This window comes from Aeromonas sp. AE23HZ002T15 (assembly GCF_054165525.2).
The window spans coordinates 1098299-1110644 of record NZ_CM201342.1 but is presented as its reverse complement, the minus strand read 5'-3'; the positions used below and the strand labels follow the sequence as shown (position 1 = coordinate 1110644).

General features: G+C 62.6%; 9 protein-coding genes. 3 read left to right on the top strand and 6 right to left on the bottom strand.

Features of this window, described 5'->3' with window-relative positions:
• Positions 1-116: 116 nt before the first annotated feature.
• The 3 genes from tauC to tauA are packed head-to-tail and all read right to left on the bottom strand — an operon-like array spanning position 117 to position 2717.
• Entirely contained in the window at positions 117-962 is an 846-nt protein-coding gene (tauC, locus tag ACT5M9_RS05000; protein ID WP_457981261.1) for a taurine ABC transporter permease TauC, read from the bottom strand.
• The gene (tauB, locus tag ACT5M9_RS04995) at positions 959-1726 is read right to left on the bottom strand and encodes a taurine ABC transporter ATP-binding subunit (RefSeq protein WP_457981263.1); all 768 of its coding nucleotides are present in this window, start codon (positions 1724-1726) and stop codon (positions 959-961) included. Before tauB ends, tauC begins: the two co-directional genes overlap by 4 nt.
• A 16-nt stretch (positions 1727-1742) precedes the next feature.
• Positions 1743-2717: a taurine ABC transporter substrate-binding protein gene (gene tauA, locus ACT5M9_RS04990; protein ID WP_457981265.1), complete on the bottom strand. Its 975-nt coding sequence runs from the start codon at positions 2715-2717 to the stop codon at positions 1743-1745.
• 357 nt (positions 2718-3074) lie between these two features.
• On the opposite strand from tauA, the gene ACT5M9_RS04985 reads away from it, so the two are divergent.
• Positions 3075-3431: a DUF805 domain-containing protein gene (locus tag ACT5M9_RS04985; protein ID WP_438548811.1), complete on the top strand. Its 357-nt coding sequence runs from the start codon at positions 3075-3077 to the stop codon at positions 3429-3431.
• A 55-nt stretch (positions 3432-3486) separates the two neighbouring features.
• On the opposite strand, the gene ACT5M9_RS04980 is transcribed toward ACT5M9_RS04985, so the two are convergent.
• Complete coding sequence (locus tag ACT5M9_RS04980; protein WP_457981267.1) at positions 3487-4587, bottom strand: ElyC/SanA/YdcF family protein; 1101 nt, start codon at positions 4585-4587, stop codon at positions 3487-3489.
• A 139-nt stretch (positions 4588-4726) separates the two neighbouring features.
• On the bottom strand, positions 4727-5620 hold the full coding sequence (locus tag ACT5M9_RS04975; protein ID WP_457981269.1) for a LysR family transcriptional regulator: 894 nt from the start codon (positions 5618-5620) through the stop codon (positions 4727-4729).
• Positions 5621-5719: 99 nt separating this feature from the next.
• On the opposite strand from ACT5M9_RS04975, the gene ACT5M9_RS04970 reads away from it, so the two are divergent.
• Together ACT5M9_RS04970 and ACT5M9_RS04965 are read left to right on the top strand one after the other, a co-directional pair.
• Positions 5720-6352, top strand: coding sequence for a DMT family transporter (locus tag ACT5M9_RS04970; protein WP_457981271.1), 633 nt, complete (start codon positions 5720-5722; stop codon positions 6350-6352).
• A gap of 116 nt (positions 6353-6468) precedes the next feature.
• Positions 6469-6900 carry a DMT family transporter gene (locus ACT5M9_RS04965; RefSeq protein WP_457981273.1) on the top strand — a complete coding sequence of 144 codons (432 nt, stop codon included), beginning with the start codon at positions 6469-6471 and terminating at the stop codon, positions 6898-6900.
• 163 nt (positions 6901-7063) lie between these two features.
• On the opposite strand, the gene ACT5M9_RS04960 is transcribed toward ACT5M9_RS04965, so the two are convergent.
• Positions 7064-12031 carry a VCBS domain-containing protein gene (locus ACT5M9_RS04960; RefSeq protein ID WP_520395660.1) on the bottom strand — a complete coding sequence of 1656 codons (4968 nt, stop codon included), beginning with the start codon at positions 12029-12031 and terminating at the stop codon, positions 7064-7066.
• Positions 12032-12346 lie beyond the last annotated feature (315 nt).

The window sequence follows — 12346 nt, the reverse complement described above, 5'->3', positions numbered from 1 at the left end:
CTCCATGGGATGTCAGAGGGTCAGCCTGCGCGGCAGGGCGCGCAGACTCGGTTCCAATACGAAGGGGATGTGAGCCATCACCACGGGGGCCGAGGGGCCGATGATCAGCTGGTCGGTCATGATGTTTCTCCATGCCAGGGGGTCAGTTTGCGCTGCAGGGCGCGCAGGCCCAGTTCCAATACGAAGGCGATCACCGCGATCACCAGAATGCCGGCCAGCACCACGTCGGTAGCCAGGAACTCGCCGGCGGATTGCACCATGAAGCCCACGCCCCGGGTGGCGGCAATCAACTCGGCGGCCACCAGGGTGGACCAGCCCACGCCGAGGCCGATGCGAAGCCCGGTCAGGATCTGGGGCAGGGCCCCCGGCAGGATCACATGCCAGAGCACCTGAGTCCGGGTGGCGCCCAATGCCCGGGCCGCCCGCAGCCGCACCGGCTGGGCGCTCTGCACCCCGTCCAGGGTGGCCATGGCCACGGGGGCGAAGATGGCCAGATAGATGAGCAGTACCTTGGAGGTCTCGCCTATACCAAACCAGATCACCATGAGCGGCAGGTAGGCGAGCGGCGGTACCGGCCGGTAGAGCTCGATGAATGGATCCAGCACCCCGCGCACCGTGGGGCTGAGCCCCATGGCGATACCGGCCGTTATGCCAAAGACCGCCGCCGCCGTCAGGGCGATCAGGATGCGGCCGAGGCTCGCTCCCAGGTGCTGCCACAGGGTGGCGTCCATAAAGCCCTGGGGCCCGGCGATGGTGACGAGCTGGCCCAGCACCCGCTCGGGGGGCGGCAGGAACAGGGGGTCAATCCAGCCCAGATGCGCCACCAGCCACCAGAGGGCCAGCAGGGCGGTCAGGGTAACCAGGCTCAGGCCAAGCCGGCGGCCGAAGGGCCAGCGCAAAGCCCGCCTGCTGTTGGTAGTGGCGACGGGCGCGTCCAGGGATTGGATCAGGGTCTGGTTCATGCGAAGGCCTCCCGCTCGGCGAACACCCGGCCGAGCACGTACTCCCGCCGCTCGATAAAGGCCGGATCGGACTTGATGCTGCGACTGGATTCCCCGGCGGCGAAGCGGCGGCCGAAGTCCAGGGTGAGTCGCTCCAGCACCCGGCCGGGGGAGGGGGAGAGCAGCACCAGGTCGGTGGCCAGAAACACCGCCTCCTCGATGTCGTGGGTGATGAGCAACACCTGGCGACGGCCCAGAGACCACAGTCGCAGCAGCAGGGTCTGCATCTGCTCCCGGGTGAAGGCATCCAGGGCGCCGAACGGCTCGTCGAGCAGTAGCAGTTGCGGCCGGGTGGCCAGGGCCCTGGCGATGCCGACCCGCTGGCGCTGGCCGCCGGAGAGCTGCCAGATGGCGCGATCGCCGGCCCCCTCCAGCCCCACCTGACGCAGCAGATCCTGGGCCAGAACGGTGCGCTCGGCCCTGGGCACCCCGGCCAGTTGCAGGCCGAAGGCGACGTTGTCCTGCACGTTGCGCCAGGGGAGTAACCCCTCACTCTGGAACACCACGCCGCGCTCGGCACCGGGTCCGGTCACCGGCTCGCCCCCGAGGCTTATCTGGCCGTGGCGGCAGGGCTCGAAACCGGCCACCAGGTTGAGGAGGGTGGTCTTGCCCGAGCCGGAGGGGCCGAGTACCACCATCAGCTCCCCCTCGGCGAGGGAGAGACTGATGTTGTCGAGCACCTTTTTGCCTGCGTACTCGGCGGATACATGGGATATCTGCAGCATGATCACCTCCTCCGGCTTATTGAGGCAGTGCTTTCACGAAGCGGTCGGTGACGAACTGGCGATAGTCGCCAGCGGCCCTGGCCACCTTGCCCTGCCCCTCGAGGAAGCGGGCGGTGTCGACTATGGTCTGGTTCACCAGAGAGGCAAGCTCGTCGCTCTGGGCACGGGCGTCCAGGTAGGTGTTGCCCTTGACCAGTTCAGGAATATCCGCCTCGGGCACGCCGCTCAGGCGGGAGAGCTTGCCGAGGTTCTCCGGCCGGGCCAGCCAGCCCTCGGGGTTGTCGAGATAGCCGCGCTGGGCCGCGAGCGTGCTGCTCACGAAGGCCTGCACCACCTCGGGGTGAGCCTTGGCGAAGTCCTTGCGCACCACCCACACATCCAGGGTCGGCGCCCCCCATTGCCCTACCTGGGCCGAGTCGGTCAGCACCTTGCCCTCCTTGGCGAGCTGGTTGAGGGCCGGGGCCCATACATAGGCGCCGTCGATGTCACCGCGCTGCCAGGCGGCGATGATGGCCGGTGGCTGCAGGTTCACTATCTGCAGCTTGGCCGGATCGACGCCCCAGTGCTTGAGGGCCGCCAGCAGGCTGTAGTGGGTGGTGGAGGTGTAGGGTACGGCGATGCGCTTGCCGACGAGATCCTGGGGGTTAGCGAGTCCTTGCTTCACCACCAGCGCCTCGGAGTCGCCGAGCTTGGAGGCGAGCAGGAACACCTCGATGGGCACGTTCTGGCTCGCCGCCACCGCCAGGGGGCTGGAGCCGATATTGCCTATCTGCACGTCGCCGGAGGCCAGTGCCCGCACCACGCTGGTGCCGCTGTCAAACTTGCGCCACTCCACCTTGGCGCCGCTCTCCCTGGCGAAGGTGTTGTCGGCCTGGGCCACCTTGGCGGGCTCGGCGGAGGTCTGGTAGGCGACGGTGACGTCCACCGCCTGGGCGGACTGGCTGAGCAGGACGGATGCCGCCAGCCACAGAGAGATGCCTTTCGCTGTCATGATGCACTTCCTTGTCGGGGGTGTTGGAAGCCACATCTTTGTCCGAACATCCCTCGGGAATGAAGGAACGAGAAAGGTGTTCTCATGCCTTATGGTTCTTAGAAAAAATGATGAAAAACAAATCATTGTTTCATATATGTTGGATTGCCGCAGAGTTCCGCTGTAATTAATGGGCGGTATTAATAGAGTGAGCCAAGTAATACTGCATCAGCTATTAAATTTCACATGGTAGTATTTAAGTTAATTGCTATGCCAATTTTCAAACATAGTTTATTGGACTCTGTTGAGCTCTGGTGGTAAAGTATTTGAGCTTTACATAGCGTCTAACATAACAATAGATAAACTCGGGTTAATACAATGCATTGGTATCTTTCTGTTCTTAAAAAATACGCAGTACTACGTGGGCGAGCTCGTCGTAAAGAGTATTGGATGTACAGCCTCCTCAACATTCTGGTTGGTAGCGTAATTTGTATGGTGTGTGCCTTGTTTGCTAGCCAAGAAGTTGGTGTCTCAGTACTCTTTGTTTATTTGTTATTTACCGCCATCCCCGGTTTTGCGGTGACGGTCCGTCGGTTGCATGATACCGATAGAAGTGGGTGGTGGATCCTCATATCCTGTATTCCTGTGGTTGGACCGTTTATTTTTCTCTACTTTAGTTTCTGTTCAGGGACTATAGGGGCGAACCGTTTTGGTGAAGACCCTAAAGAAGCATAAACACTACTGACAGAACAAAAAAACCGCCATTTGGCGGTTTTTTTGTTAGAGCGCCTCAACGCTCAATCAGCGGCGCCGAGCGATAACTCCAGAGGCCATAGGTGCGCAGGGCATCCCGGTAGATGCCGAGCAGCTCGCCGTCGCTCACCTTGGCGAGGGTGGAGAGCGGCTTGTCCGGGTAGGCGACGCTGTCCACCTTGAGTCCGGCGGGGCCGCTCTGCCAGCTGGCGATCTCCAGCAGGGTCTGGCCCCGACGCACATGGCTGGCGGAGCTCACCAGGGTGGCGAACTCTATCTGGTGGCGGGCGAGGGCATAGCCGCTGTAGAGGGCGTTGTCCACCGTGCTGGTGGCGTAGTTCTCCTCGATGATGCGGGATCTGTCGATCCCCTTCTTCACCAGCCAGTCCGCCATCAGCTTGCCCTCTGTCTGCCGGTTCTGGGGCACGCCGCCTGTTACTATGATGAGGGCCGCCGGGTTGGCCTGGGCCAGCACCCGGGTGGTCTCGAGGCGCCCCAGCAGGATGTCGTTCATGGTGCCGTCGGGGTTGAGGGCATAACCCAGGGTGACGATGGCGCGCCGCCCGCTCTTCTCCACCCGGCCCTGACGCTCCTTGAGGGGGGTGGCGACCACCCTGTCCACGGTCTCGAAGAGGCGCTGCAAGTCGGCGGCGCGCCCGCCATTAAGCTCGCTCACCCGCTTGAAATAGCCGTCGGCCTTGGCCTGGTTGCCCTTGAAGCGCTGCAAGGTGGCCAGGTAACTGTTGATGTCGAGATCGTCGGGGGCGGCGGTGAGGGCCTGTTCGAACAGGCCGATGGCCCTGTCCACGTTGCCGTTGTAGATCTGGGCGTTGGCCGCCGAGATGAGGAGATCGGTGCGATAGGGCTCGAGCTGGTGGGCCTGCAGCAGCAGATCTGTCACCTGCTCCATGTTGCTCGGCATCTTGGCGGTGAAGCCGGCATCGGAGACCCGGGCCGGCGACTTGAAGATGTGCAGGGCATCCGCCAGCAGCTGATCCACCACCTGGCGCTTGCTGATGTACTGCTCGTAGTTCTGCTCCTTTTGCAGGGAGCGCACCGGGGCGGCGTCGACGCTCGGGATCAGGGCCGGCAGCGCCAGCAGGCTGGCCAGGGTCAGGGCAATCGCGGTTCTTTTCATCGAGGGCTTCCTTGGGGCAGGGGAGCTTGCATTATCCTGCCGCTTTTCCAATAAAAACATGAGCTTGGTCTTGGCATTCTACCCCGTTTGGGATGAAGAAAACGTGAACCACTCCGGCGAACCCGAAATGGCACCCCATTCACGGCTGGCCGAGCCGCTCGTCGAGAAAGGCGAGCCAGGCTGCCACCTTGGCAGGCAGATGGCGGCGGCGCGGGTAGAGGCACCAGATGCCGTGCTCCGGCAGCCGGTAGGCGGGCAGCACGGGCACCAGCCGGCCGGCGGCGAGATCCTCCCCCACGATGAAGTCCGGCATGTTGCCGATGCCGAGTCCCGCCAGCAGGGCGCTGTGGATGGCGTCGCTGTTGTTGACCTCGAAGTTGCCCTTGGGGGTCACCCCCACCTCGCCCTCCGGGCCCAGCAGGCGCCACCGGGTGCCACCACGGAACAGGGAGTAGAAGAGGCAGTTGTGGCGCTCGAGATCGCTCGGGGTCTGCGGCACCCCCGCCCGGGCCAGATAGGCAGGTGCGGCGCACAGGGTGCTGTGGCAGGGGGCGAGGCGGCGGGCGATGAGGCTCGAGTCTTCCAGGGCGCCGATGCGCAGCCCCACGTCGAACCCCTCGGTGATGAGGTCCCGCTGCTCGTCGCTCATCTCGAACTGCAGCTGCACCTCGGGGTAGCGGGCGAGAAAGTCGGGGATGAGGGGCACCAGATGGCGGCGGCCATAGACCATGGGCACTGTCACCCGCAGCAGGCCCCGGGGCGCCGCCTGCAGGGCACCGATGGCATCTTCCCCCTCGCCAGCCAGGCGCACCGCGTGGCGCACCGTCTCGAAATAGCGCTCTCCCGCCTCGGTGAGGCTGAGGGAGCGGGTGGTGCGATAGAGCAGCTGGCAGCCGAGCAGCTGCTCCAGCTGGTTCACCTTCTTGCTCAGCGCCGACTTGCTGCCCCCCAGCTGGCGCGCCGCGCCTGAGAAGCTGCCCGCCTCCACCACGGCGACGAAGGCGGGGAGCAGGGCGAAGGCATCCTGGTTCATGTCGTTCTCGAACTGGAAACAAAGTTGTGACGTTATGGTGGATTATCCCCTGAACAAAGACAATCTATCCTGCTCCTATCGTGTTAACGGAGTCCTGCCATGTCATCCACATCCATCACTTCCCTCAGGTCGCGGAGCCTCTGTGCAGAGCAGGCGGTCGGGGCCTTGGCGGCCCTCGGCGCAGGCTTCTTGCTGGCGCTGATGATCGATCGCAACGGCGCCCTGGCCCTGGCTACCGACCCCTGGCTCGCGAGCTGGCTCGCCCACGGGGCAGGCACCCTGGTGGCCGCCCTGCTATGGGGGCTTATGGCCAGAGTGAATACTAACCGCAGAAGCAGAGCCGGGACTGGATCGGTGGGGAGACAGGCCGCCGGGACTCGCTCCCTTGCATCCTCCTCTGCGCCAGATAGCAGCAGTACCGACCCCAGCCAGAGCGAGACTGCCCCTGCTCAGGCGAAGACAAGGCCTGCCCAGGTGGAGAGAGTCCCGCTCTGGGCCTGGTTTGGCGGTCTGCCGGGGGCGCTCACCGTGGTGCTGGCGGCCTTCTGCCTCAACTCACCCCTGGGTATGGCGGGCACCCTGGCCCTGCTGCTGCTCGGTCAGCTGCTGTTCGGGGCCCTGTGCGATGCCCTCGGCTGGTTCGGCCTGCCCCGCCGCCGTCCAGAAGGGATGGATCTCTTCGCCACCTTCTTGGTGATGGCCGGCGCCCTGCTGATCGTGCTGGGCCTGTGAGCTCGAAGCATCTTGGATGACCACAGACTGGGGAGAGCGCGATAACGCTGCCGATGCGTGGGTGGCGGTTTCCCGCAGTGCCTGCCCTGACCCCTTTCACCGATAAGGAGAGAACGATGACCATCTTGATCCTGCTGGGATTGCTCAACGGCGTGGCGGTCAGCCTGTCGCGCACCCTCAACGGCCGTCTCGCCACCGCCCGCGGAGCCCTGGGCGCGTCCCTGGCCAACCATCTGCTCGGCTTCCTGCTGCTCGGCGCCATGTTGCTGTTGACGGGGGCCCATTGGGAGCGGCTCGCGGGGCTGGATCCCTGGCTGCTGGTGGGCGGGGTGCTGGGGGCGCTGTTCGTCGCCATCAGCAGCTGGGCCATAGGTCGGGTCGGTGCCCTGGCCTGTGCCCTGCTCATCATCACCGGCCAGCTGGTGGGGGGCGTGGCCCTGGATGCCCTGGCGGGGCGCCTCGGTTGGGACGACCTGCTGGGGGCTGCCCTGGTACTGGCGGGGGCCGGGTTGCAACGGGCCTATGCCGGGCGAAAAATGCCTCGTTGAGCGGCGATGGGGCATGCACTCGCTGAGCGTGAGGCGACATAGGGGGAGTGCTGTTCTTGAGCTGGATTTCAAACGATGGGAGGGCGTTTATCGGATTGCGAATGGGGGCGGGTCTGTATGCAAAAAGCCCCTGCCGGTCTGGTCAGGGGCCTGGCTTGAGGGATTACTGGATAAATTGTTGTTGTGACAGCAGCTCATCGAATACCGGGTTCGGCATGGTCTGACTGAGCAAGTCAGGGGTATCGCCAGCCGGTTGCGCCGACAGGATCAGCGGCTCACCGGCAGTGCCTGTTGCGTCTTGAGTGACGGGCGCCACCCGGGCTAGCAGGCCGTCCATCTCATCATGACTGAGCAGATCGCTGACGGCTATCCGGGTCTCTACAGGGCTGGTCGGCTCCGCAGCTTTGTGGCCGGTGGGCAGCACTATGAGCTCGTCCTGTGCCTCCGAGCCGAGCAATGGGGCAGAGAAGACAGAGTAGGATGCCTTCTCCTGGGCCCCCAGGGTCAGCGGTGAGGGAGAGATGCCCCCTTGCAGATCGGTGACATCGATAACCAGAGAGGTATCCGCGGTATCGCCATCACCGTCACGCAAGGTGAGCAGGAATTTATCCTGCCCATTCCCATGAATATCCATGGCCTGATAGTCGTACTGCCCGGTTTCAAAGTTCAGTGCCAGCTTGCCGTTGGTCGTATCCAGAGTCAGCTTGGCGCCGTCGGCCACCTTGTTGTCTGGAGTGCCGTCATGGAGGAAGATGCCACCCTTGGCCCGGTCGTAGAAGTAGGTGCGGCCATCGTAGTTCAGGCTCTGTACCCACTCCCCCTCGACGGCATGCTGGGTGAGGTCGCCGTGCAGTTGGCCTGGCACCGACTCGGTCAGGATGTTGACGACATCGGCATCTTCTACCTGAATGGCAGACCCACCCTTGCCGGCCAGGGGTTCAAGATACTCGAGTGAGGCGCTTTTGCCAATGGCCAACATGTTCATGTTGTCGAAGGGGTGGCCATGTTTGTCCATGATGTGATCCATGGATTCACCCAGGATGAGGAATTGCTCAGCCTTGGTCGGTTCCACCCTGCCATTGAGCAGATCCTGATAGTGCTTCTCTCCGCCCACCTCATCCGGGCTGATGCCACTCATCAGCCGGTCACGTATCTCCTGGGACTTGTAGGCCCCGCTGGCCCAGTAACCGAAGTCAGAGGGCGCGCCGTCGGAGAGGAAATAGAACTGCTTGCTGGTCCCCTCCATGGCGGTCTGATCCTGCTGGTTGCCCAGAATGGCGTCCACCTGGTTCAGGGCCTGGTAATAGGGTGTCCAGCCTGCCGGGGAGAGGGTGTCGAAGAACTTCTGGATATCCTCCAGAGAGTGCAGCCAGCCTGACGTCTGACCATCCGGATAACCCGCATGAGTCGCGATCTTGAATTGCACGTCGCCCATCTTGTCATATTGCTCGAACATTGCCTTGATGGCCTGCTGGGAGATCGACCAGCGGGTAGTCCACTGACCGTTACCATCGCGCACGTAGTCCTTCATCGAGCCGGACATATCCAGCGCTATGATGACGGAGTTGGACTGCGGTGCCACATCGCCGACGGAATGGGTGATGGGGACAGGGGTGGGGGCGCTGTCGATGATATCGACGATCAACTGCCCCTGGGTCTTCTGATTGCCCACCTGGATATGCATGTCGAAGGGGAGGGAGAGCAGATCCTTGCCCTGGCTCCCGTGGTCCAGCGGCCGGAAGAGATCCAGCTGGTAGGAGCCGTTCTGCGGGTCAAGCTGCACACTCAGCACATCGACCCTCTGCCCCCCTTCCATGATGAATCCGGTCAGTTGCAGTCCATCCGGGCTGACCTCGTAGGCGAGGGGACTGCCACCACTGCTGACCTTGCTGCCGTCCTGTTGAGTCGCAAACCGATACTCGTGGTGCGTTGCCTCGTGGGCGCCGGGCAACAGGCCCTCGCCGTGAGCCGGGGTCCCTTTACCCAGATCACTCTCCTGCAACTCGACATGCAGCGGGGCTGGGTCGGAGAGGGGCTCCCCAATGATGGTGACATTGACCCTGGCCTTGTCGGTTGCCCCGTGGGTGTCGCGGATGCCGTATTCGAACTCGATGGACTTGGCCTCTCCTGGGAGCAGATCACGTTGCCCCGCCGGCAGGGTCTGGAGGTATTTGGCGGCATCGAAGAACAGCTTGCCATCCACCAGGGTGACATAGTCCGGGTAGCTGCCCTCCACGATAGCGATCGCATCCTGATTGGGGTCCGAGTCATTGCTCAGCACGTCGAGGGAGAGGCTGCCCGTCTCGTTGGTCTGGAATGCCTGATCGAAGTGGGTCAGATCCGCGGTGACCTTGGTGATAAAGTACTCGGAGCCCTGGGGGTCGACGATGCCATCTTTATAGCCAATCGCCGACATCTCTATGCTGTCGAAGTAGCGGCCGCCAGCCTCGATCTGGAGGGTCTGCTTTCCACCCGAGGTGCCTTCGAAGATGCCGCTCGCGACCAGTTCACCCTTGTAGAAGGCTTTCCAGACACCGCGCTCACAGCCGGGCTCCCAGCCACCACTGGCGCGATCGGACCACAGGTTCCTGATCTCGATGGCGGCATGATTGGCCAGCTGTCCCTGCTGGAAGGTAAAGCGCATGGCTTCGCTCTTGTCTTCACTGTCCAGATAGCCGAGCTGCCCCGCCTGAACCGCATCCGCCTCGGGATGCTCGATATCCGATTTCACTCCGAAGCGATGGTCGCCATCGCCGGTGTAATCCGACTTCTCGGCATCGGCGACCCTGGTCCCGGTCTTCGCATCGATGACATAGTAATCCACCTTGATATCGCCGCTGGTATCCCAGTTTTCACCGTCGAGGGTGACAGTCTGCCGGCTGCTGAGGCCATCGTCCCGGGCATCGGGTGCCTCGTTGGTACCGGTGATGGATACTGTGACGGTGTGCTCGGCGGAGCCGTCGGCGCTCTTGACCACGAAGTGCTCGCTCGGCAGGGTCTCGCCCTCTTTGAGGGCCTGCACGGCGGGATCGTCGTTGTCGAGCTGATAGCTCCAGTTGCCGTCGGCATCGATGGTGAAGCTGCCGTGGGCGCCCTTGATAGCGGTCTGGGGCTGGAAGTTGGCCTCACCGTTATCGACGTCGGTGGCGACCAGCTTGCCGCCGGTGATGAGGGTTATGTCCTCCTTGACCGCGCCCTGGTCGGTGCCCGGGGTCGCGACACTTATGGTGGCGACATCGTTGGTGCCTGTGATGGTGACGGTGACGGTGTGCTCGGCGGAGCCATCGGCGCTCTTGACCACGAAGTGCTCGCTCGGCAGGGGCTCGCCCTCTTTCAGGGCCTGCACGGCGGGGTCGTCGTTGTCGAGCTGGTAGCGCCAGTTGCCGTCGGCATCGATGGTGAAGCTGCCGTGGGCGCCCTTGATAGCGGTCTGGGGCTGGAATACCGCTTCGCCGTTGTCGACGTCGGTAGCGACCAGCTTGCCGCCGGTGGTGAGGGTTATGTCCTCCTTGACCGCGCCCTGGTCGGCCCCCGGGGTGGCGACACTTATGGTGGCGTCGTCGTTGGTACCGGTGATGATGACGGTGACGGTGTGCTCGGCGGAGCCATCGGCGCTCTTGACCACGAAGTGCTCGCTCGGCAGGGTCTCGCCCTCTTTCAGGGCCTGCACGGCGGGGTCGTCGTTGTCGAGCTGGTAGCGCCAGTTGCCGTCGGCATCGATGGTGAAGCTGCCGTGGGCGCCCTTGATAGCGGTCTGGGGCTGGAACACCGCTTCGCCGTTGTCGACGTCGGTGGCGACCAGCTTGCCGCCGGTGGTGAGGGTCACATCTTCCTTGACTGCGCCCTGGTCGGCGCCCGGGGTGGCGACGTCGATGGTGGCATTGTCGTTGGTGCCGGTGATGGTGACGGTGACGGTGTGCTCGGCGGAGCCGTCGGCGCTCTGGACCACGAAGTGCTCGCTCGGCAGGGTCTCGCCCTCCTTCAGGGCCTGCACGGCGGGGTCGTCGTTGTCGAGCTGATAGCTCCAGTTGCCGTCGGCATCGATGGTGAAGCTGCCGTGGGCGCCCTTGATAGCGGTCTGGGGCTGGAATACCGCTTCGCCGTTATCGACATCGGTGGCGACCAGCTTGCCGCCGGTGGTGAGGGTCACATCCTCCTTGACCGCGCCCTGGTCGGCCCCGGGTGTAGCGACCTCTATGGTGGCGTCGTCGTTGGTACCGGTGATGGTGACGGTGACGGTGTGCTCGGCGGAGCCATCGGCGCTCTTGACCACGAAGTGCTCGCTCGGCAGGGTCTCGCCCTCTTTCAGGGCCTGCACGGCGGGATCGTCGTTGTCGAGCTGATAGTTCCAGTTGCCGTCGGCATCGATGGTGAAGCTACCGTGGGCGCCCTTGATAGCGGTCTGGGGCTGGAATACCGCTTCGCCGTTATCGACATCGGTGGCGACCAGCTTGCCGCCGGTGGTGAGGGTCACATCCTCCTTGACCGCGCCCTGGTCGGCGCCCGGGGTCGCGACACTTATGGTGGCGTCGTCGTTGGTACCGGTGATGGTGATGGTGACCGTCGCAGGGGCACTCTGATTGCCATTGGGGTCGGTGGCAATATAGGTAAAGGAAACCTGCCGGGTCTCCCCTTCTGTAAGAGATTGGAACTCTACGGGGGGAGTATAAATATAGCTTCCGTCGGTATTTAATATCAGCTGACCCCGTTCTACATCCATCACGAGGAAATAGCCCTGGGGGTCTATACCGTCATGATCGGGATCTTGTGCCGCGGGAACTTGAGCGTAAAGTGCCGGGATATCTTCCGAAATAATATGTGATTGGTCAAATGCGATCGGATCGTGTTCAGTCTCTTCGATGGTCAACTCCCCCAAAATATCCCGATATCGGATAAATTCTGGCGCGTTATGTTCAGTGTCAAACCCGGCATTGGAAATAGTTGCCTTGTTGGTGCGTTCGGTCACGATAGCGCCCGCATTGCCAGAGGCTGCGGCTATACCCGATGCATCGCCGCCACTGGCGGTGGCCTGTGCGATCTCGGTGGGATCCCTGCCGTCCAGGACAGCGTTCTGAATCTCAGCAAGCTCTTGCTGCTCCTCGGGCGACAAGGGCTCAATCTCGAGCGCCATGGCGGGTTGGACCGCTGGATCGAATGCATCAGACATGGGGGAGGGTGGATTGAGTTCCACTTCTGAGTTGGAAACCAGCAATGCTCCCTTGGGTATCAAGTCCCCGATTTGGACATTTTTTATCGAGCCATCGTTTAACACCAGCCAAGATTTATCTTGAGCCTGGGTAATCTGCATTGGTTGGTCGAGCAGGATTCTGAACATGTGATGCTTTTCCTAATGGGCTGAGCTATTTATATTTTTGTTATTTACTGTGTGGTGCATATTAAAGGCGTTCATTATATGAACGGCCATGTTCGTTCAGATGCAAAATAA

Excerpts from the sequence above, each read along its gene's own strand:
- ACT5M9_RS04960 (WP_520395660.1), bottom strand. The coding sequence starts at position 12,031 with ATGGCGCTCGAGATTGAGCCCTTGTCGCCCGAGGAGCAGCAAGAGCTT.
- ACT5M9_RS04965 (WP_457981273.1), top strand. The coding sequence starts at position 6,469 with ATGACCATCTTGATCCTGCTGGGATTGCTCAACGGCGTGGCGGTCAGC.
- ACT5M9_RS04980 (WP_457981267.1), bottom strand. The coding sequence starts at position 4,587 with ATGAAAAGAACCGCGATTGCCCTGACCCTGGCCAGCCTGCTGGCGCTG.
- tauA (WP_457981265.1), bottom strand. The coding sequence starts at position 2,717 with ATGACAGCGAAAGGCATCTCTCTGTGGCTGGCGGCATCCGTCCTGCTC.
- tauB (WP_457981263.1), bottom strand. The coding sequence starts at position 1,726 with ATGCTGCAGATATCCCATGTATCCGCCGAGTACGCAGGCAAAAAGGTG.
- ACT5M9_RS04975 (WP_457981269.1), bottom strand. The coding sequence starts at position 5,620 with ATGAACCAGGATGCCTTCGCCCTGCTCCCCGCCTTCGTCGCCGTGGTG.
- ACT5M9_RS04985 (WP_438548811.1), top strand. The coding sequence starts at position 3,075 with ATGCATTGGTATCTTTCTGTTCTTAAAAAATACGCAGTACTACGTGGG.
- tauC (WP_457981261.1), bottom strand. The coding sequence starts at position 962 with ATGAACCAGACCCTGATCCAATCCCTGGACGCGCCCGTCGCCACTACC.
- ACT5M9_RS04970 (WP_457981271.1), top strand. The coding sequence starts at position 5,720 with ATGTCATCCACATCCATCACTTCCCTCAGGTCGCGGAGCCTCTGTGCA.